Source organism: Halioglobus sp. HI00S01 (assembly GCF_001635445.1).
Classification (GTDB): Bacteria; Pseudomonadota; Gammaproteobacteria; order Pseudomonadales; family Halieaceae; genus Halioglobus; species Halioglobus japonicus.
This window is the reverse complement of record NZ_LWEE01000058.1, coordinates 25,499-48,772: the sequence shown is the minus strand read 5'-3', so window position 1 is coordinate 48,772 and position 23,274 is coordinate 25,499. Positions and strand designations below refer to the sequence as shown.

24 protein-coding genes are annotated in these 23,274 nt (G+C 59.2%); 9 read left to right on the top strand and 15 right to left on the bottom strand.

Annotated elements, in window-relative coordinates; translation table 11 throughout:
• The first annotated feature begins 5 nt into the window (after nucleotides 1-5).
• Together yihA and A3709_RS08570 are read left to right on the top strand one after the other, a co-directional pair.
• Nucleotides 6-668 (top strand): ribosome biogenesis GTP-binding protein YihA/YsxC, encoded by a 663-nt coding sequence (gene yihA, locus A3709_RS08575; protein WP_066053048.1) that lies wholly within the window; start codon nucleotides 6-8, stop codon nucleotides 666-668.
• A gap of 561 nt (nucleotides 669-1,229) precedes the next feature.
• On the top strand, nucleotides 1,230-2,099 hold the full coding sequence (locus tag A3709_RS08570) for a zinc-dependent peptidase (RefSeq protein WP_066053045.1): 870 nt from the start codon (nucleotides 1,230-1,232) through the stop codon (nucleotides 2,097-2,099).
• Here the strand turns inward: A3709_RS08570 and polA are convergent.
• Genes polA through A3709_RS08545 form a run of 5 tightly spaced genes read right to left on the bottom strand, consistent with a single transcriptional unit; the run spans nucleotide 2,096 to nucleotide 7,798 of the window.
• Nucleotides 2,096-4,813: a DNA polymerase I gene (gene polA / locus A3709_RS08565; RefSeq protein ID WP_066053041.1), complete on the bottom strand. Its 2,718-nt coding sequence runs from the start codon at nucleotides 4,811-4,813 to the stop codon at nucleotides 2,096-2,098. The genes A3709_RS08570 and polA overlap by 4 nt on opposite strands.
• A 14-nt stretch (nucleotides 4,814-4,827) precedes the next feature.
• Nucleotides 4,828-5,481: an SCO family protein gene (locus tag A3709_RS08560; RefSeq protein WP_066053039.1), complete on the bottom strand. Its 654-nt coding sequence runs from the start codon at nucleotides 5,479-5,481 to the stop codon at nucleotides 4,828-4,830.
• The gene (gene cyoE / locus A3709_RS08555; protein WP_066053897.1) at nucleotides 5,478-6,377 is read right to left on the bottom strand and encodes a heme o synthase; all 900 of its coding nucleotides are present in this window, start codon (nucleotides 6,375-6,377) and stop codon (nucleotides 5,478-5,480) included. The genes A3709_RS08560 and cyoE overlap by 4 nt, the downstream gene beginning before the upstream one ends.
• Nucleotides 6,378-6,384: 7 nt before the next feature.
• The gene (locus A3709_RS08550) at nucleotides 6,385-7,053 is read right to left on the bottom strand and encodes a hypothetical protein (protein WP_066053037.1); all 669 of its coding nucleotides are present in this window, start codon (nucleotides 7,051-7,053) and stop codon (nucleotides 6,385-6,387) included.
• Nucleotides 7,046-7,798, bottom strand: coding sequence for an SURF1 family protein (locus A3709_RS08545; protein WP_066053034.1), 753 nt, complete (start codon nucleotides 7,796-7,798; stop codon nucleotides 7,046-7,048). Before A3709_RS08545 ends, A3709_RS08550 begins: the two co-directional genes overlap by 8 nt.
• 60 nt (nucleotides 7,799-7,858) lie before the next feature.
• Between A3709_RS08545 and A3709_RS08540 the strand changes: the two genes are divergently transcribed.
• The gene (locus tag A3709_RS08540; protein ID WP_082849996.1) at nucleotides 7,859-8,110 is read left to right on the top strand and encodes a DUF2909 domain-containing protein; all 252 of its coding nucleotides are present in this window, start codon (nucleotides 7,859-7,861) and stop codon (nucleotides 8,108-8,110) included.
• A gap of 74 nt (nucleotides 8,111-8,184) precedes the next feature.
• Here the strand turns inward: A3709_RS08540 and A3709_RS08535 are convergent, their stop codons facing one another.
• The 4 genes from A3709_RS08535 to coxB are packed head-to-tail and all read right to left on the bottom strand — an operon-like array spanning nucleotide 8,185 to nucleotide 12,504.
• Nucleotides 8,185-9,153, bottom strand: a complete 969-nt coding sequence (locus tag A3709_RS08535; RefSeq protein WP_066053027.1) for a cytochrome c oxidase subunit 3 — start codon at nucleotides 9,151-9,153, stop codon at nucleotides 8,185-8,187.
• A gap of 43 nt (nucleotides 9,154-9,196) precedes the next feature.
• On the bottom strand, nucleotides 9,197-9,754 hold the full coding sequence (locus A3709_RS08530) for a cytochrome c oxidase assembly protein (RefSeq protein ID WP_066053024.1): 558 nt from the start codon (nucleotides 9,752-9,754) through the stop codon (nucleotides 9,197-9,199).
• 14 nt (nucleotides 9,755-9,768) lie between these two features.
• Nucleotides 9,769-11,343: a cytochrome c oxidase subunit I gene (gene ctaD / locus A3709_RS08525; protein ID WP_066053021.1), complete on the bottom strand. Its 1,575-nt coding sequence runs from the start codon at nucleotides 11,341-11,343 to the stop codon at nucleotides 9,769-9,771.
• A gap of 15 nt (nucleotides 11,344-11,358) precedes the next feature.
• Nucleotides 11,359-12,504, bottom strand: a complete 1,146-nt coding sequence (gene coxB, locus A3709_RS08520) for a cytochrome c oxidase subunit II (RefSeq protein ID WP_066053018.1) — start codon at nucleotides 12,502-12,504, stop codon at nucleotides 11,359-11,361.
• 341 nt (nucleotides 12,505-12,845) lie between these two features.
• On the opposite strand from coxB, the gene A3709_RS08515 reads away from it, so the two are divergent.
• On the top strand, nucleotides 12,846-14,177 hold the full coding sequence (locus A3709_RS08515) for an MATE family efflux transporter (protein ID WP_066053015.1): 1,332 nt from the start codon (nucleotides 12,846-12,848) through the stop codon (nucleotides 14,175-14,177).
• A gap of 66 nt (nucleotides 14,178-14,243) precedes the next feature.
• Nucleotides 14,244-14,876, top strand: a complete 633-nt coding sequence (locus A3709_RS08510; RefSeq protein ID WP_066053012.1) for a hypothetical protein — start codon at nucleotides 14,244-14,246, stop codon at nucleotides 14,874-14,876.
• On the opposite strand, the gene A3709_RS08505 is transcribed toward A3709_RS08510, so the two are convergent.
• On the bottom strand, nucleotides 14,873-15,127 hold the full coding sequence (locus A3709_RS08505; RefSeq protein ID WP_082849995.1) for a YheV family putative metal-binding protein: 255 nt from the start codon (nucleotides 15,125-15,127) through the stop codon (nucleotides 14,873-14,875). The genes A3709_RS08510 and A3709_RS08505 overlap by 4 nt on opposite strands.
• 77 nt (nucleotides 15,128-15,204) lie before the next feature.
• Here A3709_RS08505 and A3709_RS08500 point away from each other — a divergent pair, with 77 nt between their 5' ends.
• Nucleotides 15,205-15,765 carry a gamma carbonic anhydrase family protein gene (locus tag A3709_RS08500; protein WP_066053003.1) on the top strand — a complete coding sequence of 187 codons (561 nt, stop codon included), beginning with the start codon at nucleotides 15,205-15,207 and terminating at the stop codon, nucleotides 15,763-15,765.
• On the opposite strand, the gene aroE is transcribed toward A3709_RS08500, so the two are convergent.
• The 5 genes from aroE to A3709_RS08475 form a co-directional block, all read right to left on the bottom strand.
• On the bottom strand, nucleotides 15,762-16,598 hold the full coding sequence (gene aroE / locus A3709_RS08495) for a shikimate dehydrogenase (protein ID WP_066053894.1): 837 nt from the start codon (nucleotides 16,596-16,598) through the stop codon (nucleotides 15,762-15,764). The two genes, A3709_RS08500 and aroE, sit on opposite strands and share 4 nt — an antisense overlap.
• Nucleotides 16,591-17,508: an oxygen-dependent coproporphyrinogen oxidase gene (hemF, locus tag A3709_RS08490; RefSeq protein WP_066052999.1), complete on the bottom strand. Its 918-nt coding sequence runs from the start codon at nucleotides 17,506-17,508 to the stop codon at nucleotides 16,591-16,593. Before hemF ends, aroE begins: the two co-directional genes overlap by 8 nt.
• 68 nt (nucleotides 17,509-17,576) lie before the next feature.
• Nucleotides 17,577-18,140 (bottom strand): Sua5/YciO/YrdC/YwlC family protein, encoded by a 564-nt coding sequence (locus tag A3709_RS08485; protein ID WP_197484129.1) that lies wholly within the window; start codon nucleotides 18,138-18,140, stop codon nucleotides 17,577-17,579.
• 66 nt (nucleotides 18,141-18,206) lie between these two features.
• Nucleotides 18,207-19,112 carry a DNA-processing protein DprA gene (dprA, locus tag A3709_RS08480; protein WP_066052996.1) on the bottom strand — a complete coding sequence of 302 codons (906 nt, stop codon included), beginning with the start codon at nucleotides 19,110-19,112 and terminating at the stop codon, nucleotides 18,207-18,209.
• 88 nt (nucleotides 19,113-19,200) lie between these two features.
• Nucleotides 19,201-20,232, bottom strand: coding sequence for a LysM peptidoglycan-binding domain-containing protein (locus tag A3709_RS08475; protein ID WP_066052992.1), 1,032 nt, complete (start codon nucleotides 20,230-20,232; stop codon nucleotides 19,201-19,203).
• 188 nt (nucleotides 20,233-20,420) lie between these two features.
• On the opposite strand from A3709_RS08475, the gene def reads away from it, so the two are divergent.
• From def to rsmB, 3 genes are all read left to right on the top strand, one after another.
• The gene (def, locus tag A3709_RS08470) at nucleotides 20,421-20,927 is read left to right on the top strand and encodes a peptide deformylase (protein ID WP_066052990.1); all 507 of its coding nucleotides are present in this window, start codon (nucleotides 20,421-20,423) and stop codon (nucleotides 20,925-20,927) included.
• Between the two features lie 10 nt (nucleotides 20,928-20,937).
• Complete coding sequence (gene fmt, locus A3709_RS08465; protein ID WP_066052988.1) at nucleotides 20,938-21,894, top strand: methionyl-tRNA formyltransferase; 957 nt, start codon at nucleotides 20,938-20,940, stop codon at nucleotides 21,892-21,894.
• Nucleotides 21,894-23,183 (top strand): 16S rRNA (cytosine(967)-C(5))-methyltransferase RsmB, encoded by a 1,290-nt coding sequence (gene rsmB, locus A3709_RS08460; RefSeq protein WP_066052985.1) that lies wholly within the window; start codon nucleotides 21,894-21,896, stop codon nucleotides 23,181-23,183. The genes fmt and rsmB overlap by 1 nt, the downstream gene beginning before the upstream one ends.
• The last annotated feature ends 91 nt before the right edge of the window (nucleotides 23,184-23,274 follow it).

The following is a 23,274-nucleotide window of genomic DNA, read 5'->3' as shown; positions in this document are numbered from 1 at the left end:
GCACAATGACTGACCCGGACCCAATCGACGCTCCGAAGGCCCCGGACTACCGCCAGGCTCAGTTCCTGACCAGTGCGGCCAAACTGCACCAGTGCCCGGAAGACGAGGGCTGGGAAGTGGCGTTCGCGGGCCGTTCAAATGCAGGAAAATCCAGTGCAATCAATAGCTTAACGAACAACAAGAAGCTCGCCAAAACCTCCAAGACTCCGGGCCGCACCCAGCTAATCAATTTCTTCGAGCTCACCCCCGACCAGCGCCTGGTCGACCTGCCTGGTTACGGTTTTGCCAAGGTTCCTGTCGCGGTTAAGAAGGAATGGACCAAGCAACTGGAGAGCTACCTGGCCAAGCGCCAGTCCCTGCGCGGCATGATTTTGCTCATGGACGTCCGCCACCCGCTACAGCCTTTCGACCAGCAAATGCTCGACTGGGCCCTCGCCGCCCAGATGCCGGTACACATTCTGCTCACCAAAGCCGACAAACTCAAAAAGGGTCCGGCCAACAACAGCCTGCTCTCGGTGCGTAAGCAGCTCAAGGAGCACGAGGAGCTGGTCAGCGTGCAATTGTTCTCGGCGCTGAAGCATACGGGCCATGAGGAGTTGCGGGCGGTCCTCGATCACTGGCTCACCGATATGGGAATCTTTGAGGACGACGAGATCGAGTCTGTTTGAGGCTGGGTTTCGGTAGTGGTTTCGACTAGCAAGGATTGCGGGGAAATAACTTCCACCTGAAAAGCGCTACAAGCACATCCATGTGGTCGCTTCAGCGTCCGGCATCCATGCCTCCCGACGATTTTCAGGCGAAAGTTATTTCCCCACAATCCGTCCCGGCACCCAGATCAAGCAGCTTTGGTTGCTCACATTCCCACCCAGCATACAGACAATTGGTCCACCAGCGCCAAGCCGCTTAAGTATCTTGCAACACAAACGGGGGTGGCGCTCGGTTATGCCCATTGGAGATCGTCGGGAGCCACGGATGGCCTTGCAGCGGTCTCCAATGGGCATAAGCGAGTGTCACACCGACGGGTATAGCCAACCTAAAAACTGAAGGACAAAAAAACCCGGTTGCCTCCAGGGGAAGAGGCGACCGGGACACCTAGCGTCTCTGGGGAAAGAGACTTTGCTCGCGAAGAGTCTTGGGGAAACTCTTCGTAGGGATGTAGCACTTGCTACGGAAAGTAAGACCGGGCAGATTGGCAGGAGTTCAGTCACCGGAAGAAAATTTTTCGCTTTATGGCCACAACCATCTTTCTGCTCATCGTCGCCGCCGGTTTCGGCCTGTTTCTGTACCAGACCTTCTGGCGCGACAAGCTCATTCGCAGACGGCCTTTCGCGCCCGAATGGCGCGCTATTCTTGTGAAGAATGTGCCCGTTTATCAAGCGCTTGAGCCCCGCGAGCAAACCCGCCTGGAAGAACTTATCCAGCTCTTTCTGGCCAAGAAAGATTTCTACGGCTGCGGCGGTCTGGAGATGACCGACGAGATCCGCCTGACGATAGCCGGTCAGGCCTGCCTGCTGTTGGTGGGCCGCGGCTGGCAGGTTTACCCCGGTTTAATGTCCGTGCTCGTGTATCCCAGCGCGTTTGTGGCACAGCGCGAGCAGCGACAGGAAGACGGCACCGTCAGCCACGGCGACCACCATCTGCTCGGCGAGTCCTGGTCCAACGGCAAGGTGATTCTGTCCTGGGATGATGTGACGTCCGGCGGACGGGACTTTCACGATGGCCACAACGTGGTACTGCACGAATTTGCCCACCAGCTGGACGGTCTTTCCGGCGCCACCAATGGCGCACCGCCCCTCGGGGGCAGCGGCCACGAGACCTGGGCTCAGGTGTTCAGCGATAACTACGAGGATTTGCAGGCCAGGGCGGCGCAGGGGCTGCCGACCGTGCTCGACCGCTATGGCACTACCAACCCCGCTGAGTTTTTTGCGGTCGCCACCGAGGCTTTCTACGAGCGCCCGTCGGCGCTGGAACGGGTCAGGCCCGATCTCTATACCGAGTTGCAGCGCTACTACCGGATCGATCCCAAACGGTGGGAGCGGGAGTATGAGCCACCGCCGCGTCAGGCACCCGCAACGCCGTGGCCCAACAAATGCGATTAGTGGGCTTCGCCCCAGTTATCGCCGCCGCCCGCCTCTACCAGCAGCGGTACGGAGAGCTCTGCGGCGCCAGACATGAGGCTGCACAGCTCTGTGCAGACACTTTCGACCTGACTCTCTGCTACTTCCAGCACCAGTTCATCGTGTACCTGCATGATCATGCGCGCATCGGCGGCGCCCTGCCCCAACCATTGGTCGACCGATAGCATCGCTTTTTTGATGATATCTGCTGCGGTGCCCTGCATAGGCGCGTTAATCGCGGTGCGTTCAGCCGCCTGGGCGCGCATTTTGTTGCGGGCGTTGATCTCTGGCAGGTACAGGCGGCGGCCAAACAAGGTTTCCACGTAGCCCTGCTCGCGGGCCACTTCCCTGGTGCGGTCCATGTAATCGGCGACGCCCGGATAACGCTCGAAATAGCGGTCGATATACTGCTGGGCCTCGTTGCGACCCAAGTGCAGTTGCTTGGCCAGTCCAAAAGCGGACATACCGTAGATCAGTCCAAAGTTAATCGCTTTGGCCTTGCGGCGCTGCTCGCCCGACACCGCATCCAGCTCAACTTCAAACACCTCCGAGGCCGTTGCCCGGTGCACGTCCTGCCCATCCTGGAAGGCTTTCAGCAGCCCCGGATCGTCAGACAGGTGGGCCATGATGCGCAGTTCAATCTGGGAGTAATCCGCCGCCACCACCTTGTAGCCTTCGGGGGCAATGAACGCCTGGCGGATACGCCTGCCCTCCTCCGTGCGAATCGGAATGTTCTGCAGGTTGGGGTCTGAAGACGACAGCCGGCCGGTGGCGGCCACTGCCTGGTGGTAAGAGGTATGCACCCTGCCCGTGGCCGGGTCGACCATCTCCGGCAGTTTGTCGGTGTAGGTGGATTTCAGCTTGCTGAGACTACGGTATTCCAGCAGCAGCTTGGGCAGCGGGTAATCCAGGGCCAGCTCGACCAGCACTTCCTCCGCTGTAGACGGCGCGCCCTTGGGCGTTTTCTTTATGACCGGCAACTCGAGCTTTTCAAACAGGATCTCACCCAGCTGCTTGGGCGAACCGAGATTGAATTCCTGCCCTGCCAGGCCGTAGGCCTCAGTTTTCAGCTCTTGCAAACGCGCGCCCAGTTCACTGCTTTGCCGGTGCAACATGTCTGATGACAACAGCGCTCCCTGGCGCTCAATACGCGACAGCACCGGCACCAGCGGCAGTTCTATGTCCTTGAATACCGGCACCAGGCTGGCCTGCTCTTCGAGCTTGGGCCACAGGGCCTGGTGCAGGCGCAGGGTGATATCGGCGTCTTCGGCGGCGTAGGGACCGGCCTCTTCCACCTTGATCTGATTAAAGGTCAACTGCTTGGCGCCCTTCCCTGCAATGTCCTCAAACTTGATGGTTTTCTGGCCCAGGTATTTGAGCGCCAGGCTGTCCATATCGTGGCGGGTTGCCGTGGAATCCAGCACATAAGATTCGAGCATGGTGTCGTAGGCAATACCGCGCAGTTCGATATCGTGGTTGGCGAGCACATTGGCGTCGTATTTGAGGTTCTGGCCGACCTTGGCCACCGCGGGGTCTTCCAGCAGGGGCTTCAGCTGCGCGAGTACAGCGTCGCGATCCAACTGCTCGGGCGCCCCGAGGTAATCGTGCGCCAGGGGCACGTAGGCCGCTCTGCCCGCGTCGACCGCAAATGATACACCGACGATGCGCGCCTCCATGTAGTCGAGGCTCGTAGTCTCGGTATCAAAGGCAAACAGCTCGGCGCTGCGCAATTGCGACAGCCACTCATCCAGCACGGCCTGGTCGGTGACAACGTTGTAGTCCACCTCAATCTGCTCAACAACCGGCGCAGGGGCTTCGCCCTCCCCCAGTAATTCATCGAGCCAGCCCCGGAATTCCAGCTTGGTAAACCACTCCACCAGCGCTTCCTTGTCAGGCTCGCCATTGGTTAGCTCTTCAGGGCCCTGCTCCATAGCAACATCAGTCTTGATGGTGGCCAGTTCATAGGACATAAAAGCGTTGTCGCGCTCCGCCTCGAGTTTGGCGCCCATGGTTTTGGCGCCGCGGAAAGACAATTCAGCGACCTTATCCAGAGAGGCGTATATTGACTCCAGGCTGCCCAGGCCCTGCAACAAACCCAGCGCGGTTTTCTCGCCCACACCTGGCACGCCGGGGATGTTGTCGACCTTGTCGCCCATCAGGGCCAGAAAATCGATGATCAACTCGGGCGGAATACCGAATTTTTTCTCTACGCCCGACTCGTCCATTACCGTTTCGGTCATGGTGTTGACCAGGGTGACGTGCTTGTCCACCAGCTGGGCCATGTCCTTGTCACCGGTAGAGATGACCACATCGCGGCCCTGCTCGCTGGCCTGGCGCGCCAGTGTGCCGATGACATCATCGGCTTCAACGCCCTCCACGCACAGGAATGGCAGGCCCATGGCTTTAACCACGGCGTGAATAGGCTCGATCTGTTCGCGCAGTTCATCCGGCATGGGCGGCCGGTTGGCCTTGTACTCAGGGTACATGTCGCTGCGGAAAGTTTTGCCCTTGGCATCAAAAATCGCGACCACCGGCGAGTCAGGGTAATCCACCAGCAGGCGCCGCATCATGCTGATGACGCCGCGCACCGCGCCGGTGTTAAGCCCGGCAGAGGTAGTAAGCATGGGCAGGGCGTGAAACGCCCGGAATACATAGGACGAGCCGTCGACAAGAACAATAGGGGGCTTGTTAGCCATAATGGAACTCTCTATTAGTAATCCCAGTGCACTCGTGCCGAGCGGTAGGTGACTTTCATCTTGGCCTGATCCAGCGGTGCTTTGAAGAAGCCGTGGTAATCGCCTTTCGGATTTATAAGTACCACATTGGAACTATGATCGACGAGATAGTTCTCGTCCTGCCCGGGCACCTTGCGGAACGGCGTGTTCAGCGCGGTAGCAAAGCGGTGTACGTCGAGAAACTCGCCAGTCACGCCGATGAAATCGGGATTGAAGTAGGGCACATACTGGCTCAGCTGTTCCACCGTATCGCGGGCCGGATCGACGGACACCATAACCACCTGGGTATCCTCGGCTTCGGTGCCCTCAAGCTGGGCCATGAACTGATCGAGGAACGCCATGGTGGTCGGGCAAACATCCGGGCAATAGGTGAAGCCGAAGAACACCAGGCTCCATTTACCCTCGAAACGGCTGCGATCAAAAACCTCGCCATGGTGGTCAATTAGGGATATTTCCCCGAAGTTGCGCGGAGTTTCGTGCAAATAAAGGCCATTTACCTTCATTTCGGTGCCGGACATCACCCTTGGTTGCTGAATGCGGTACACAAAGCCCGCCACAATCACAGTAATAAACAGGAGCACCACAACCACGGTGAAGCGGATGTTGCGGCGTTGGGTCTGGTCGGTCATAAGCTGCTTACCGGAAAGAGATAATGGTCGATGAGCATGATGATAAATAGCACCATCAGGTAAATGATGGAGTACTTGAAGGTCTCCATAGGTGCTTTGGGGTTCTTGTCCCTGATAAGTTCAATCGCCCAATACAGAAAACCACCCCCGAGCACCACGGCGCCCAGCAGGTAAAGCGGCCCGCTCAGCCGCGTGGCGTAGGGCAGCAGGGTGATCAGAAACATGATAATGGTGTACAGGAGGATATGCAGCTTGGTGAACGCCACGCCATGGGTGACCGGCAACATCGGAATTTCCACCTTGGCATATTCCTCGCGCCGGTGAATCGCCAGGGCCCAGAAATGCGGCGGGGTCCAGGCGAAGATAATCAGAACCAGGAGGAGGGCGTGGCCGTGGATCTCACCCGTAACGGCTGTCCAGCCAAGCAGAGGAGGGGCCGCGCCCGCCAGGCCACCGATGACAATATTCTGGGGCGTCGCCCGTTTGAGGAACATGGTGTATACCACCGCGTAGCCGAGCAGCGACGCGAAGGTCAGCCAGGCCGTGAGGGCGTTGATATACACAAACAGGATGCCCATACCTAGCCCGCCAATCACCAGGGCGAAGATCGCCGCCTGGGTGTTGCCCACCTTGCCGGTGGCCACCGGGCGGTTTAGGGTGCGCGCCATTTGCTGGTCAATGCGCTGGTCTACCAGGTGATTCACTGCCGCCGCCGCGCCGGCGCACAAGGCAATGCCCAGATTACCCAGAATCAACACATCCAGGGGCACCATGCCAGGTACCGCCATGAACATGCCGATGGCTGAGCAGAGGATCATCAGCAGCACGACATTGGGCTTGGTCAGCTCTTTGTAGTCGCGCCAGCTGGCCGCTTGTGTGGTCTGTACGTCTGCCATGGCGCTGCTACCCATTGGAATTCTTCAGCAGAAATTTGAGATCGGAGATGACATCCTTATAGGAAATGTCCCCAGTGTAAGACATCATCACCCAACCGGCGGGATCCACCAGGTACCAGGTGGTCTGGTCGGCTGCGAGCTCGGGGAACAGCTGATCAAAGGCGCGATCACCCAACACCAGCGGCGTCAGCCCCTTCTGCTCCGCCTCGAGGTATTCGGCAAAGCTTGCCGGGGCAGGGCGCTCGTCACTGAGCTGGGCGACACCCAGCTGTGTCTCGACGACCGGCACCTCGGAAATGTACATGCGATCGATACGATTCAGCTCTTTACCCATGGCGATGTGAATCTGGCGGGTCATATACAGGCTGTTTTCACAGGTGGCGTCACAAACAGGATCGTTATTTACCACCAGCAACGTCCATTTCAGCGGCAGGTCCGCGTAGGGCCCTGCTTCACCGTTCTGGGCCAGCAGCGGGTAGTCGTCCAACTGCCGCGGCGGCTGGACCAGCGTACCCATATTGGCCGTGCCAAGGGCGTCGACAAGGTCGAGCTTGCCGTTGATCACAAAGTACCAGAGCCAGGTGCCCGTCAAAATCATCGTCACCGGTATGCCGATGATAGTGAGTAGGACCAGCCGGTTATTGCGCAGCTGGATATCGTCTTGTGCTTCACTCATGGTCGTCGCCGGCCCTCCTGCGGCCTCGCAACAGCTGCCAGATGTTGGTACTGCGCAGCAGGTAAATCAATGCCAGTACCGCGGCCATGGTGAACCACTGTACGGCGTATCCTGTGTGTTTCTCCGGACTGACATTAATCACCTGCCAGTCCACGCTCAGCGCACCGGGCTGGCCGGCGTCGATGCGCACCGGGTAGGGGAACACATTCCCGTCCAGTGCCGCGCTAATCTTGTTCATCTCCACCGCCTGTATCCGCTTGGGCCAGCCCTCTGCCAGCGCCTCATCCGCCAACAGGTACGGCGTTCCCGGCGCCACATAAACATGGCCGGTAAGGCGCACAGCCGCCGGGGCTGGCGGGACTTCCGGCAATCGCTGGCGGCTCGGGTCGGCCGCCACCCAGCCGCGATTAACCAGCGCCAGCTCACCGTTTTCCAACTCAAACAACGCCAGTACCTCATTGCCGTACTTGCCTGCCTGCATGCGGTTATCCAGCAGGAAGTACTCGTTGCGGTATTTGCCTTCAAGACTGACCGGCAAATAGGCCAGCGCCTGGGCTGACTGCCCATCGATTGCCGTCAGTGGGGCAGGGGGGCTGGCCTGTTTGGCTGCAAACGCCTGGGCCAGCGCCGCTTTTTCCTGGGCCCGGTCCATTTGCCAAAAACCCAGCGAGATCAGCAGCGGCAACAGCAACAGGGTGAACAGCGTAATACGCCACTCAAAATCAAATTCCAGCCGGCCCGACATTAGCCAGCGCCCGTTTCCCGGAGTGGTTTATACTGCAGGCTCACGCTAGGAGATACCCCATTGTTAAAAGCGTTAATAATCATTCTGATGCTGGCCCTGGTCGCCAGCCTGGGAAGTGGATTCTACTACCTGATGGTTGATCAGGGGGACAAAAACAAAAAGCGCACCTTTCATTCGCTCGGCGTGCGCCTCACTCTGGGCGTCGCGCTGCTATTGGTCATCATCTACGGTATTGCCACCGGCCAACTCGGTAATCGCAATCCCTGGGATGCCGGACCTCAGCCTTTGACCGAAGAACCCGCATCGCAATAATCAGGCCCCGGATACGATGACCCCCGCATCAGGGCGGGGGTCTCGTTGCCTGGGCTAAACCTGCTCGCCGTCGTTTACAGAATGTAAACAAACAGGAACAGGAACACCCAGACCACATCAACAAAGTGCCAGTACCAGCTGGACGCCTCGAAACCGAAGTGGTCATCCGCGGTAAAGTGGCCACGCAGGCTGCGAATCAGCTGGATTGCCAGCATGGTCGCACCCATGAGCACGTGGAAGCCGTGGAAACCGGTCAACATGAAGAACGTGGATCCGTAGATACCCGAATTCAGGGTCAGGCCAAAGTGCGCGTAGGCTTCATAGTATTCGTAGTACTGCACGAACAGGAAGATAATCGCCAGGCCAACGGTAATACCCAGCCAGGCGTTAAACTTGCGCTTGTTGCCTGCAAGAATGCCCATGTGCGCCATGTGCACAGTGAAGCTGGAAGTCAGCAGGATAATAGTGTTCCACAGCGGTAGCCACTTGTACCAGGCCGATACTTCGCTAAAGGCCATGGACGTCCCAGCGGAGGTGAAAGAACCGTTGTTGGCCAAAGGCTGAACCGCGGCACCGCCCACAGCTTCCTGGGGTGTTTCCATCATCGGCCAGGCATACTGGAAGCCTTCCCACAGCAGGCCGTTCATACGGCCGCCTTCACCTTCACCAGCCAGCCAGGGGCCCGCCAGGGTGCGCACGTAAAACAGTGCACCAAAGAAGGCGAAGAAGAACATCACCTCAGAAAAGATGAACCAGAACATCCCCATCACATAGGATTTCTTGAGCTGGGCGCTGTTCATGCCGGCGATGTTTTCGCGAATTGCCGTGCGGAACCACACGAACAGTACCGCCATAAACCAGAACAGGCCAAAGATCAGTGTAGACCAGGACCCACTGGTGATACCGTCACCAAAGGTCTTGTCGTTCATGACGCTGGCGGCGCCAAAAATCGAGAGCATGAGGCCAATGGTGGCGAGTACCGCCATCTTGCTCTGCTCTGGGACATAGTACTTTTCGTACTCTGTCGAGGTCGGATTACTCATCGTTATATATCTCCGTTAGCTCGCAGGTTCCCCAACCTGCGCCTCAACGGGCGGCTACGCCGCCCGCCATATCAGTTACATCAAATATTGTGTACGACAGGGTGATAGTGCGGATATCCCGCGGCAAATCCTGATCGACAATGAACTGCAGTGGCATCTCAGTCGCGGTATCACCGTTCAGAGGCTGCTGGTTAAAGCAGAAACACTCTGTTTTGTGAAAGTACTCGGCCGCACGGGCCGGCGAGACACTGGGAACCGCTTGGGCAACCATGGCTTCAGAGAGCGGGTTGCGGGCGTGAAACACCGTGTCGTTCACAGCACCAGGATGCACCTTCATCGCGTTCACGTCAGGACCAAATTCCCAGGGCATGCCCTCGTTATTGGTCGCCATGAACTGGATTGTCACGGTGCGGCTCTCGTCAACCTCGGCAACCACCGAAGTGTACGCCTGGGCGGACGTCTTGCCGTTAATGCCCAGGGCATCACACAGCGCGTCGTAGAGCGGCACCATCACCACAAAGACAAACGCAAACATGGCCACCGCTACCGCCACCAGCTTGATGACGGTATCGATGGCAGGATTGGCGCTTACCTTGATCACTTAACTCCCACCAATCAGTGCGCAGACGCTTCGATCTTGGGAGGTGTCTCGAACGTGTGGTAGGGCGCAGGTGTGGGCACAGTCCACTCCAGGCCTTCCGCACCGTCCCATACCTTCTCTTCAGAGGTGGGCTTGCCGGAGACAATAGTAGCGATCACGTTGTACAGGAACAGGATCTGCGAGGCACCGTAAATAAAGGCACCAATGGAAGACATCATGTTGAAGTCAGCAAACTGCAGAGCGTAGTCCGGAATACGACGTGGCATACCTGCCAGACCCACAAAGTGCTGCGGGAAGAAGGTCAGGTTAAAGCCGATGAAGGAAATCCAGAAGTGGGTCTTACCCATGGTTTCGTTGTACATCTTGCCGCACCACTTGGGCAGCCAGTAGTACACCGCAGCGGTCATGGAGAATACCGCACCCGCAACCATTACATAATGGAAGTGGGCGACCACGAAGTAGGAATCGTGATACTGGAAGTCCGCCGGTGCAATAGACAACATCAGTCCGGTAAAGCCACCAATGGTAAACAATACCAGGAAGCCGATGGAGAACAGCATCGGGGTTTCAAAGGTCAGTGCACCGCGCCACATTGTGGAGATCCAGTTAAAGACCTTCACACCCGTCGGTACCGCAATCAGCATGGTGGCGTACATGAAAAACAGCTCGCCTGCGATTGGCATACCCACGGTATACATGTGGTGCGCCCATACGATGAAGGACAGGAACGCAATCGACGCTGTGGCGTACACCATGGAGTCATAACCGAACAGCGGCTTGCGGGAGAACGCAGGGATAATCTGCGAAACCACACCGAAGGCCGGCAGGATAATGATGTATACCTCAGGGTGACCGAAGAACCAGAACACGTGCTGGAACAGTACCGGGTCACCGCCGCCGGCAGCCGAGAAGAAGCTGGTGCCAAAGTGGATATCCATCAACATCATGGTGACCGCACCGGCCAGTACCGGCATTACCGCCACCAGCAGGAAGGCGGTGATCAACCAGGTCCAGACGAACAGCGGCATCTTCATGTAGGTCATACCGGGCGCGCGCATGTTCATCACCGTGGCGATGATGTTGATCGAGCCCATAATGGACGACAGACCCAGTACGTGGACTGAGAAAATGAAGATAGTCACTGACGGCGGCGCGTAAGTGGTCGACAGCGGAGCGTAGAACGTCCAACCGAAAGCGGGCGCGCCGCCTTCCATGAACAGAGTCGATGCCAGCAGCAGGAATGCGGGTGGCAGGATCCAGAAGCTCCAGTTATTCATCCGTGGCAGAGCCATGTCCGGCGCCCCGATCATCATCGGGATCATCCAGTTAGCCAGGCCAACGAAGGAGGGCATAATCGCCCCGAATACCATGACCAGACCGTGCATGGTGGTCATCTGGTTAAAGAATGCCGGATCTACCAGCTGCATGCCGGGCTGGAACAGCTCGGCACGAATAACCATGGCAAAAAAGCCGCCAAGCAGGAACATGGCGAACGAGAACCACAGGTACATGGTTCCAATGTCTTTATGGTTGGTGGTAAAGAGCCACCGAGAAATGCCCTTGGCGGGGCCGTGATGATGATCTCCCATCGCTAAATCCTCCGCTTAGCCTTTCTTGTGGTTGAAGACATCAATGGGCTGAACCATGTCGCCCATATTGTTGCCGAATGCGTTGCGCTGGTAAGTGATAACAGCGGCCATATCGACATCGTTCAGCTGCGGGCCAAAGGCCTGCATCGCGGTGCCGGGCACGCCGTTAATGCCCACATCGAGGTGGCCACCCAGTTCACCGGTGGCAATGGGGCTGCCAGCAATCGCCGTACCCACGCCGCCTTCACCGGCAGCACCGTGGCACGCCAGACAGTTGCGATCGTAAACCGCTTTGCCTTGCTCCATCAGCTCATCGAGCGTAAAGGTCTTGGCCATCAGCTCTTTGATCTGGGCCGCTTCGGCCTGCTTGCCACCGAGCCACTCAGCGTATTCTTCTTTGCTCACCACATTGACCACAATCGGCATGAAGCCGTGGTCTTTACCACACAGCTCAGCACACTGGCCGCGGTAAACACCTTCAACAGAGGTCTTGGTCCATGCTTCGTTGATAAAGCCGGGGATCGCATCACGCTTCACTGCAAGCTCAGGAACCCACCAGGAGTGGATCACGTCGTTGGCAGTTACTAGGAAACGCACCTTGGTATCGGTGGGCAACACCAGCGGCTCATCCACTTCCAGGAGGTAGTGCTGGCCTTTGTCTTCGCTGTTGTAGATCTCGCCCTGGCTGGTGCGAAGGTTGGAGAAGAAGCTGACGTTCTCGCCCTCTTCATTCAGGTATTCGTATTTCCACTTCCACTGATAGCCCGTGACGATGACGTCCATTTCGGCTTCATCGTTGTCATAGATTTCGAGCAGCGTTGACGTTGCCGGGAACGCCATACCAATGAGGATAAAGAACGGAATCACGGTCCACGCGATCTCTACCTTGGTGCTCTCGTGGAAGGTGGCCGGTTCGTGGCCCCTGGATTTGCGGTGGGCGTAGATGGAATAAAACATTACCCCGAACACCCCGATACCGATGATTGTACAGATACCGAGGATGATCATATGCAGGTTGTAGATCTGCGCGCCCACATCAGTGACACCCGGTGACATGTTGACTTCATTCATGTCGCCGTGAGCCGCAAGGACAGCGGAGCTAAACAACACAAGCACAGGACCAAGCGCGAGCCTGAACAGCCGCTTCGCGATACAACACATTTCCCGTGTCTCCATTGTAGTTTATCTATTTATAAGTACTTCCCATCAACTGGCTTCTATTAATAAACCCTCGCATTGCCTACCACCTCGCGGGCCGTTTTAAGCACAAACGACGTCGCCTCCAGGCAAACCTTGGGGAGGTTGCCCGATGCAAAGACAGGGTACGGAATTACCAGCTGACTTCGTTCTGCCCATGGTGCGACAATTAGACGCAGGGCAGAAACGCTCAGAGTATAACCACATTGGTCGCCAAATCCCAAGGCTTTCCTGGCCGCCCAGAGCGGCAAACTTCCACAAATCAAAGGCATAGCGGCCAAAACTTGAGGCAGGTTTAACCAGATATGACGTCACACCGGACGCTGGATCGCAAAATCTGGGATATCGCCTGGCCGGCCATTCTTTCGAATATTTCCATTCCGCTGTTGGGATTGGTGGATTCAGCGATTCTAGGTCACCTGGACAACAGCCAATATCTGGGGGCCGTTGCGGTTGGCGCGGCGATCCTGTCCTTCCTGTACTGGGGCTTCTCGTTTCTGCGCATGGGCACCACCGGGCCCGTGGCTCTGGCAGAGGGCGCCGGCAACCAACATGATTCCTTTTTGGTACTTTTTCGTTCGAGCGCCATCGCACTGGTGATAGCAGCAGGGGTACTGCTGTTCCATGCCCCGTTACTTGCGCTGGGCATGGGCATGATGGCGCCCGCGCCTGAGCTGGCGCCTCTCACCGATAGCTACATGAACATTCGTATCCTCAGCGCACCAGCGGTACTTCTGACCTATACCGTGGTGGGCTGGTGCATTGGCCGTCAGGATACCCGCTGGCCGCTACTTATTGTGGTCGCCACCAACCTTACCAATATCGCCCTGGATTTCCTGTTCGTTATGGGGCTTGGGCTCAACAGCGATGGGGCCGCAATGGCGACCGTAATCGCCGAATACCTGGGTTGTGCCCTTGCCCTGTATACGGTGTGGCGACATCGGCACCAGCTGAATACTCGAGCTGTTATAAGAGATATGAAGATAGTGAGCGCTTACCGTCTAATTTTGAGCAGTAACCGCTACCTGTTTGTCCGAACCATTTGCCTGCTGTTCAGTTTCGCGTTCTTCACTGCCGCCGGCGAAAACTTTGGCACCGATACCCTGGCCGCCAACACCCTGATGATCCAACTGCTGCTGATTGGCGCCTACGGGATGGACGGCTTCGCCTATGCTGCCGAGGGGCTCACCGGCAATCGCCTGGGGGCGGGCGACCTGCCCGGTTTCTACCGGGTTGTGGCGCGCTGCACGCTCTGGACCGCGGTGTCGGCGGGCACTGTCAGTGTCGCCCTGGTGCTGTTTGAGGCTCCCCTACTGAATGCGCTGACCAGCCTTGATTCCGTAAAAGAACTCATAGGCCAATACTACCTCTGGCTGGTAGTCCTGCCGCTGCTGGCGGCGCCCAGCTATCTGTTGGACGGGGTATTCATCGGCAGCGCCCAGACCCGCCACATGATGACCACCATGCTGATCTCGACCCTGGGTGTCTACCTGCCGCTGTGGTACCTGACCACCGGCTGGGGCAACCACGGCCTGTGGCTGTCCTTCGCCGCCTTCAACCTGGCGCGGGGCATTACGCTGTATGCCTGCTATCGCCAGGTGTCACAGCGACACGCCTGGCAGGCCGCCGTACATTAGCAAATCCCCCAGCTTGTACTAGCCTTTGCTGTTACCGCAGGCAGATGATCCTTATCGGACGGCGACATGAGCACAACCGATATCCGGGAGAGCATCAACCGTGCGCTGGACCATGAATCGCGCACTCATGACTTGCGCCACACACTGGAACGGCGCCTTCCGGACTTGCACGCCAAACTAGAGTTCCCGACCGAAGAACCGGCCGAGGCGTTGCTCGCCTTTGTTATCGATTACGTGGAGAGTGTGCCAGGCTGCCTGAGCCTGGTGACCGCGGTGAGTAAACAATTTGGCTTTTTCGATTACGCGGCGCCCTTTCTGCACATTGCCGAGGACTACTTCCTAAGCCCGCCAGAGGAACTACCGCAGGCTGGCGGGCTGGAGGCGCTGCTCGACGAAGCCTTCCTGGCGCACCGACTGCTGGAAGAGGTGAATGATCACCATTTACGCCACTTACAACGGCCGCTGCTGCCCCTGAACATGACCGAAGCCAACCTCATCGTCCACCACCTGCTCGGAGACGAGTTCGCCACGCGCCTGGAGCAGCTGGTGCAATACGCCGCCGCGCAACTGCTGGAGCGGGAGCATGTCTGGGAAAAGGTCAAGGCGCTACCCGGCACGGACGCACCAACACCGCCGATAGCCAGCAGCGAGACGCTGACCGGGTTACCCCAGCAAATACGCCTGCGCCTGGCCGGTTAATCGTCTGTTTTGGCGGGATCTACCAGGGTTACCACCTGCGCGGGAGTCTCCACGCGTCGCGCCGCAGCCCGGCTGACGCGCGTGGGCAGTTCCGACGGGGAGGGGGGTGCCTCGGGGCGGGCCTCGCTGAAATCGCAGGCCACACATTCACGCTGGTTACTGTCCATGTCGACCACGATTTTGTCCATCGCTCCACAGCGGGGGCAGACCGCTCCGGCAATAAAACGTCGACGGGTATGATCGGATGACATAATGCGTGCTCTCTGATGCTGGCCAATGAGGCCGGGGCTGGCTATTGTAGCAGCCCACCGACCCAGCGAGACCCTCCATGCAACATTACACCGCGACAAGCCTGCGTACTTTCAAGGACATGACACCTACGGTGGGCGAGCGCGTACTGATCGACCCATCGGCGGTCGTCCTCGGCGACGTGGTACTGGGCGACGATGTATCAGTCTGGCCCCAGGTGGCGATACGCGGCGACATGCACCGCATTCGCATTGGTGCCCGCACAAGTGTTCAGGATGGCTGCGTGCTACACATTACCCACGCCGGCCCCTATAACCCGGACGGCTGGCCGCTATTAATCGGTGAAGAAGTCACCATTGGGCACAATGCAACACTGCACGGCTGCACAATTGGCAACCGGGTGCTGGTCGGCATGGGTGCCACCGTCATGGATGGTGCAATCGTTGAGGACGACGTAGTGATCGCCGCTGGCGCGCTGGTGACTCCCGGCAAGACCCTCAGGTCAGGCTATCTGTATGCAGGCAGTCCGGCCCGGGAAATGCGCGCCCTGAGCGAGAAAGAAATGACCTATTTCGGTTACAGCGCCAACAACTACGTCAAGCTTAAAGACGAACACATTGACGAGTTGGAGCGAGGCTAGGCAGCCTCCATCGCCAGACGCAATTCGGAAATCACCGACTGGGTCTCAGGCCGCACGCGGCGCCAGATGTAAAACGACTCAGCCGCCTGCTCAACCAGCATTCCCAAACCATCCGCCACTGCCCAGGCCGCGTGGTGCGCCGCCCAGCGCATAAACGGGGTAGGTTCATTGCCGTACACCATGTCGTAACAGCAGCTGTGTTCTGTGAGCAGGCCAGCGGGAAGATCGGGCGCCTCGCCGGACAGGCCGGCACTGCTGGCGTTAATGACCAGATCAAACTGACGCTCACCAATCAGATCGTATCCACCCCCTTCAATCGCGCCCAGATCACTGAATTCCTTTGCAAGCTGGGTCGCCCTGGCAGCCGTTCGATTGACCACCAGCAATGACTTGGGGCGCTCTCGCATCAGCGGCGCCAACACACCACGCACCGCACCGCCGGCACCGATAATGAGGACACGCATGCCCTGAACCATCCACCCGAGATTGGCGACCATGTCGCGCACAATACCGACACCATCGGTATTGTCGCCCTCGATCGCGCCATCCTCAGCGACCGACAGGGTGTTGACGGCACCGGCGCGGCGCGCACGGTCGCTGAGCCGGTCAGCGAGCGCAAAGGCTTCCTGCTTAAAGGGCACGGTGACGTTCAGGCCCCGGCCACCTTCGCTGAAGAAGGCCCGGGTTGCGCGCTCGAAATCGTCCTCTTCTACTCGCACGGCGCGGTACTGAAGGCGGTGATCACACTGGCCAGCAAAGGCCGTATGGATCGCCGGTGACTTACTCTGTTTGATGGGGTTGCCGAATACGGCGTATTTATCCATATCAGCCATGGGCAACATCCCCCAACCAGTCGCGATCCTGCAGATAAAACTCCGTGAGCTCTGCTTCAGGGCTACCCGGTTCGGGCCGGTAATCGTACTCCCAGCGAACCAGCGGTGGCAGTGACATCAGGATAGCTTCCGTACGCCCGTCTGACTGCAGGCCGAATAAGGTCCCGCGATCAAAGACCAGATTAAACTCGACATAGCGGCCGCGGCGGTACAGCTGGAACTCGCGCTCGCGCTCACCATAAGGGGTATCTTTGCGTCGGCCTACGATAGGCCGGTAGGCTGGCACAAAGGAATCGCCGATGGCGCGCATAAACGCAAAGCTGGTGTCGAAGTCCCACTCGTTGAGGTCGTCGTAAAACAGCCCGCCAACGCCCCGCGGTTCGCGCCGGTGCTTGAGGTAAAAATACTCGTCACACCATTTTTTAAAGCGTGGATACACATCCTCACCAAAGGGTGCGCAGGCATCGGCGGCAACCTGGTGCCAGGCTATGCAGTCGTCGACATTGCCGTAGTAAGGTGTGAGATCATAGCCGCCGCCAAACCACCATACGGGCTCCTCGCCATCCTTCTCGGCCACAAACATGCGCACATTGGCATGGGATGTGGGTACGTAGGGATTGCGCGGATGTATGACCAGCGAAACGCCCATCGCCTGGTAACTGCGACCAGCCAGCTCAGGCCTGGAGGCACTGGCAGACGCCGGTAGCTCGGCTCCCATAACATGCGAAAAGTTCACCCCCGCTTTTTCAAACACGGCCCCCTCGCTAAGGACCCTGCTGCGACCACCGCCGCCTTCGGGCCGCTCCCATTCATCGACAATAAAGTCCGCAGCGCCGTCTTCCTCAGCGAGCGCGGAGCAAATGGATGCCTGAAGGGAGAGAAGGTAGGCCTTGACCTGTTCTACTTGCATGGGGTGCTTTCCTTGCCCGGTGTTGCGGTGCTGCATTATACGCAGGGCGACCGGCGAACAATAGGCAATCAGGCGCGGATAATATTGCCCGCCAAGTCGCGGATCTGGCTGGGCCGGCCGCTGCCGCCCAGCTCACCCGGCACAATGTGCACTGCACTGTCGCCAAAGTAGGCGAGGACCTGTCCAGCGTTCATGGCTGGATCAGCCCCCGCGGGATTGGCAGATGTGGACACCAGCGGCCCGCCAAAGGCATCGCAGAGCTGGGCCACGCCCGGGTGATCACTCACCCGGACTGCCACGGTTGCGTGGCTACCGCAGACCCAGCTCGGCACCCGGCCCCCATGGGGCACCAGCCAGGTATTGGGCCCCGGCCATGAAGCGTGTAGCAGAGCGCGCTGCTCGGGGGCCAGATCACTCAGCAGGAACTCCAGCTGAGCCTCCGCGGCGGCCACCAGTATCAGGCCCTTTTCCACGGGACGTTGCTTGAGGTCGAGAATCTGCTGCACCGCAGGCTCTGATCCAGGGTCCGCTGAAAGCCCCCAGACCGCTTCGGTCGGACAGGCAATGACGGCCCCGAACTGCAGCGCATTCAGGGCAGATGCCAGCTCAGGCTTGGATAGGGGCTCGCTCACGGGTGGGCCTTTGCATATGGTGGGAACCCCGCGAAACTAACCAACACGCCGTCGCTTGGCAAGGGGTCAGTCGGGCGCTCCGCGGACAAATCCGCCACCAGCACGGCTAATGGCGCCGCAAAGCTCCAGCCGGGACAGTTCTGCCACCACCTCCGCCACCGGATAGCCGCTGGCCGTCACCAGGTCATCCAGATTCACCGACTCACAGCCAAGGTAGCGCAACAACCAGGACTGAGCAGCGGCGGGTGGAGCCCGGTCTGCGAGCAAATCCAGCTGCAGCCCATGCATGGCGCCCAACTCCTCCAGTATGTCGTCTACCCGGGTGACCATTTTGGCCCCGTCACGCAATAACTTCAGGCAGCCAGCGCCNCCACTATGGGCGGGCGACCAGGGCAGCGCAAACACCTCGCGCCCCTGTTCAACCGCCGTTTGGGCGGTAATCAGCGAGCCGCTGGGCAGGGCAGCTTCCACCACCAGTGTCCCCAGGCTCATGCCGCTAATGATGCGATTGCGGCGCGGAAAGTTCTCCCGTCGCGGGGCGACCCCGGGCGGATATTCGCTGACCAGACAGCCCGCTGCGAGGATCTCATCGGCCAAGGCGCGATGCCGGGCAGGGTAGATTCGGTCAATGCCCGACCCCATTACCGCCACGGTTTTACCCCCGCCATCCAGCGCGCCCTGATGGGCAGCGCCGTCGATGCCGCGGGCCAGGCCACTGCAAATATGCATGCCTGCGCCCACCGCAGCGCTGGCAATGCTCACCGCCAGCTTGAGGCCGGTGACCGTGGCATTGCGGGCACCCACTACCGCCAGGAACGGCACCTGCAGCACGGCCGGATCACCGCGCACATAGAGGAGCGGCGGCGGGTCAGGAATTTCGCGCAACAGGGGCGGATAGTTGTCGTCGGCAATGGACAACACGTGAGCGTGAACCGCATGAAGTGCGGCACGCAGAGGATCTTCAACGTTCACAACATCGTCCTTGACGTAATGTCGGTTGGTTTATGGCGGGGGAGGGCTGCTCCCCCGGGAGCGGCCTCCTGCCGCCCGAATCATTGCCTCAGGGGTTCTTGACCTTGTCCAGAACCTTCAGCACGCGATTGGATTTGAGGACAATGGCATAGCTGGCCTTGTCAAATACCTCAAACACCATCGCCAATCCCGCTCGGGAATCGGGCAGACGGACATTTTCCTGGGCGACTTTATCGAATACCAGTTCGCCGGTCTGGTAAATCGCCAGTACGTGGCCGATTTCAAGGCCGTCGCGCTCACCCTTGTTCAACACCACGATGTCGGTGGTGCCAATCTGGGTGACGCCGCCGTCCACAGCGACCATGTAACCATCTTTGATCTCGACTTCCGGTGCGCGCGGCTGGAACGTAGCGTCCAGCACCTTTTCTTCCAGCGGCAGCAGCCGGTCGCCATTGCGCACTTCTTCGGTCACGCGATTGATGCGCAACTCGGTGACCCGCACGTCGTTGCTGGACAGCAGCTTGGCGCCGCCAATATCCATGGCCTGATAGCCGAGCAATTCTTCGGTAAAGGGGTCGCGATAGGTGTCACCGGCACGATAAATTCCGTAGGCGCGTTCGCCTTCAGGGAAGTAGCCGCGGCCATAAATGATGTCGCCGGGCGTGCTCAGCAAATGCCCCTGGTCACCGGAGACGACATAGGCAGATTGATTCAGCTCATCAGCACTGACAACCCGGTGGCGGGCGAGGAAAGCGCCAATTTCATCCAACGGAATCACCGGAATTGCCAGGTCCAGTGGCGAAACCCGCATGGTGGGATCCAGTTTGACGTCACGGCCCCGGCGCATGCGCAGGCGTGGGTTGCCGTCTACCCAGACCAGGTACAGTTCATCGCCGGGATAAATCAGGTGGGGATTATCGATCTGCGGGTTAACGTCCCACAGCTCTGGCCACAGCCAGGGTTCGCGCAGATACATGCCGGAAATACCCCAGAGTGTGTCGCCCTTCTTGACGATGTAAACCTCGGGCACATCTTCATTGAGCTCTACCGCTGCGTTCGCCCAGGCACCGAATAACAGTGTCCCCAGCAGTACCAATATCGAGAATGACCTTGTTTTCATTTTTTCATCCCTGCAGAGCCTCGGTCACCCAATATTGGCAATTTTCCAGCCGACATTAGGCTCCCCATATCCCGAGGCAGTATAATCACTACATCAAGTGTGCTGCCGCTATGTGTTGGTGGCAAGTGTAAATGTTATTATTCCCGCAGCCCGCCTGCATCCGAAAATTCCCGAAAAGAGCAGATTTGATGGCAGTACTCGACATACTGGAATTTCCCGACCCCCGCCTGCGCACTGTCGCTGAACCGGTGGCCGAAGTAACCGATACCCACCGGCAGCTGATCGACAACATGTTCGACACCATGTACGACGCGCCCGGCATCGGCCTGGCCGCGACCCAGGTGAACGTGCACGAGCGCATTCTGGTCATGGACTTGTCCGAGGACCAGAGCGAGCCGCTGGTGTTCATCAACCCAGAAGTAGAAGTCCTCGACCCCGAGTTAGGCCAGTACGACGAGGGCTGCCTCTCCGTACCCGGCTTTTACGAGACCGTCAATCGACCACAGCGAATCCGCGTGAGCGCCCTGGACCGCGACGGCAACAGCTTTGAAGAAGAGCTCGACGGCCTGCTGGCCATCTGCCTGCAGCATGAAATTGATCATCTCGACGGCAAGCTGTTCGTCGACTACCTGTCTCCCCTGAAGCGCAAGCGTATTCGCAGCAAACTGGAGAAAAGCCAGCGCCGCCGGGCTTGAGCACACCACCATGAAACTGATTTTCGCCGGCACACCGGACTTCTCTGCCGCTCATTTAAGGGCACTTATTGGCAGTGAGCACCAACTTATTGCGGTGTATACCCAACCTGACCGACCGGCAGGGCGAGGCAAGAAGCTACAGCCCAGCCCGGTCAAGAAGCTGGCGATCGAGGCGGGNATTCCCGTCTACCAGCCAGCCAGTTTGAAAGACGCCGACGCGCAGCAACAATTAGCCGACCTTGGCGCCGATGCAATGGTTGTGGTGGCCTACGGGCTGATCCTGCCCGAGGCGGTATTGCAGGCGCCGCGGCTCGGCTGCATTAACGTCCACGCCTCACTGCTGCCGCGCTGGCGCGGTGCCGCACCGATTCAGCGGGCGATCGAGGCGGGCGACACAAAAACGGGCACCACCATTATGCAAATGGATGCCGGCCTCGACACCGGGGCCATGCTGGCTACCGCCAGCGTCGACATCGGCCCGCAGACTACCGCTGCCAGTCTGCACGATGCCCTGGCCGAGTGCGGCGCACCCCTGCTGATTAATGTACTGGCCGACCTGCCCGGCCACCAGGCGCGCGCCCAGCAACAGGACGACGCCCTGGCCAATTATGCGCACAAGATTCTCAAACCCGAGGCCGAAATCGATTGGACCCGCAGTGCCGCGGAGCTCGACCTCGCGATTCGCGCCTTCAACCCCTTCCCGGTGTGCTTCAGCATGCTCGAGGGACAGCGGGTAAAGATCTGGTCCGCCACGCCCGCCAGCAATGCACCGCTGTCTGAGCCTCCAGGTACTATTCTACGCACCGGCCGCGACGGCATACTGGTGAACTGCGGGGCCGGGCAACTGGCCATCCAACGCCTGCAACTGCCCGGCGGCAAACCGCTTGATGCAGAGCAGGCTCTGAACGGCAGCGCCGACATACTCAGTGTGGGTAAGCAGTTCCAGCTGCCCAAGGCAGACGACTAATGGCTATGGATACCCGGGTTGGAGCAGCACGCGTGCTCGCCGAAGTACTGGAAGGGCGCTCTCTGAACCAGGCGCTCCCCGCCATGCTCGACAAAATCAGCGCCCGCGATCGCGGCCTGTTACAGCAGCTTTGCTACGGCACCCTGCGCAGTGCCCCCCGCCTCGAAGCCCTCCTGGCGCAGATGCTGGACAAGCCGCTGCGCGACAAAGATCGCGACGTGCACGCACTGCTGATGTGCGGACTTTACCAGCTCGAGGAAACCCGTATTCCCGACCACGCAGCAGTATCCGCAACGGTCGCCGCCACACGGGGCCTGAAGAAAAACTGGGCCAAGGGTATGACCAACGCTGTTTTGCGCCGCTTTCAACGCGAGCGGGAAACCCTGGTAGCAGCCCTGCCTGCGGCGGCCGCCAACGCACACCCCGAGTGGCTTTACGACGCGCTCATGCAGGAGTGGCCCGAGCAGGCTGGTGACATCATCGCAGCCAACAACGAACAACCGCCCATGACCCTGCGCATCAACCTCAGCCGGGGCAGCCGTGAGGACTATCTCGCCTTGCTGGTTAAAGCCGGCATCGCAGCCCGAGCGGGCGCACACAGCCCTGCCGCTGTCTACCTCGACAAACCCATGGACGTGGCCGAACTGCCGGGCTTCGGACTCGGGGATGTCAGTGTCCAGGACGAGGCAGCGCAAATGGCCGCACTGCTGGTGGCGCCGAGCGCCGGCGAGCGCATCCTCGATGCCTGTGCCGCCCCGGGCGGTAAAACCGGGCACTTGCTGGAGCTCGAGCCCGCCGCTGACGTCACCGCCATGGACGTTGACCCGTTGCGCCTGCAGCGCGTTCAGGAAAACCTCGAACGATTAGAGCTGGGCGCCGAACTGCTGGAGGGCGACGGCCGCCAGCCACCGTCCAACCTGGGCGAGCAGGCCTTTGACCGCATTCTGGTTGACGCGCCCTGTTCCGCCACCGGTGTTATCCGCCGCCACCCAGACGTGAAGTCGCTGCGCCGCACCACGGACATCGACGGCTTCAGCGAACAGCAATCATACATTCTGGACGGGCTGTGGCCACTGCTGCGTCAGGGGGGCACGCTGGTATACGCCACCTGTTCCATTATGAGTGGCGAAAACGATGCCACAGTGTCGCGGTTTCTCGCGAGACACAGCGACGCCAGCGCCGCAGCGCCTGCGGTTGACTGGGGGCAACCCACCCAGCACGGTCGCCAGTTGCTACCCAGCCCCGGCGGCCCCGACGGGCTTTACTACACGCTGCTGCAAAAAAGCTGACCAGGCGCGCGCTGCGCTGATGTGCAAATTGCCATTTGCGGCTCTTACATTGTGCGACCCTTTTCTTTATTGTTCCCCGTATTCAGGGGGG

Excerpts from the sequence above, each read along its gene's own strand:
- def (WP_066052990.1), top strand. The coding sequence starts at position 20,421 with ATGGCAGTACTCGACATACTGGAATTTCCCGACCCCCGCCTGCGCACT.
- A3709_RS08500 (WP_066053003.1), top strand. The coding sequence starts at position 15,205 with ATGCAACATTACACCGCGACAAGCCTGCGTACTTTCAAGGACATGACA.
- coxB (WP_066053018.1), bottom strand. The coding sequence starts at position 12,504 with ATGTGTTGTATCGCGAAGCGGCTGTTCAGGCTCGCGCTTGGTCCTGTG.
- A3709_RS08505 (WP_082849995.1), bottom strand. The coding sequence starts at position 15,127 with ATGTCATCCGATCATACCCGTCGACGTTTTATTGCCGGAGCGGTCTGC.
- ctaD (WP_066053021.1), bottom strand. The coding sequence starts at position 11,343 with ATGGGAGATCATCATCACGGCCCCGCCAAGGGCATTTCTCGGTGGCTC.
- hemF (WP_066052999.1), bottom strand. The coding sequence starts at position 17,508 with ATGCAAGTAGAACAGGTCAAGGCCTACCTTCTCTCCCTTCAGGCATCC.
- aroE (WP_066053894.1), bottom strand. The coding sequence starts at position 16,598 with ATGGCTGATATGGATAAATACGCCGTATTCGGCAACCCCATCAAACAG.
- A3709_RS08570 (WP_066053045.1), top strand. The coding sequence starts at position 1,230 with ATGGCCACAACCATCTTTCTGCTCATCGTCGCCGCCGGTTTCGGCCTG.
- rsmB (WP_066052985.1), top strand. The coding sequence starts at position 21,894 with ATGGCTATGGATACCCGGGTTGGAGCAGCACGCGTGCTCGCCGAAGTA.
- polA (WP_066053041.1), bottom strand. The coding sequence starts at position 4,813 with ATGGCTAACAAGCCCCCTATTGTTCTTGTCGACGGCTCGTCCTATGTA.
- A3709_RS08535 (WP_066053027.1), bottom strand. The coding sequence starts at position 9,153 with ATGAGTAATCCGACCTCGACAGAGTACGAAAAGTACTATGTCCCAGAG.
- cyoE (WP_066053897.1), bottom strand. The coding sequence starts at position 6,377 with ATGGCAGACGTACAGACCACACAAGCGGCCAGCTGGCGCGACTACAAA.
- A3709_RS08475 (WP_066052992.1), bottom strand. The coding sequence starts at position 20,232 with ATGAAAACAAGGTCATTCTCGATATTGGTACTGCTGGGGACACTGTTA.
- yihA (WP_066053048.1), top strand. The coding sequence starts at position 6 with ATGACTGACCCGGACCCAATCGACGCTCCGAAGGCCCCGGACTACCGC.
- A3709_RS08550 (WP_066053037.1), bottom strand. The coding sequence starts at position 7,053 with ATGAGTGAAGCACAAGACGATATCCAGCTGCGCAATAACCGGCTGGTC.
- A3709_RS08510 (WP_066053012.1), top strand. The coding sequence starts at position 14,244 with ATGAGCACAACCGATATCCGGGAGAGCATCAACCGTGCGCTGGACCAT.
- A3709_RS08560 (WP_066053039.1), bottom strand. The coding sequence starts at position 5,481 with ATGACCGACCAGACCCAACGCCGCAACATCCGCTTCACCGTGGTTGTG.
- A3709_RS08545 (WP_066053034.1), bottom strand. The coding sequence starts at position 7,798 with ATGTCGGGCCGGCTGGAATTTGATTTTGAGTGGCGTATTACGCTGTTC.
- A3709_RS08515 (WP_066053015.1), top strand. The coding sequence starts at position 12,846 with ATGACGTCACACCGGACGCTGGATCGCAAAATCTGGGATATCGCCTGG.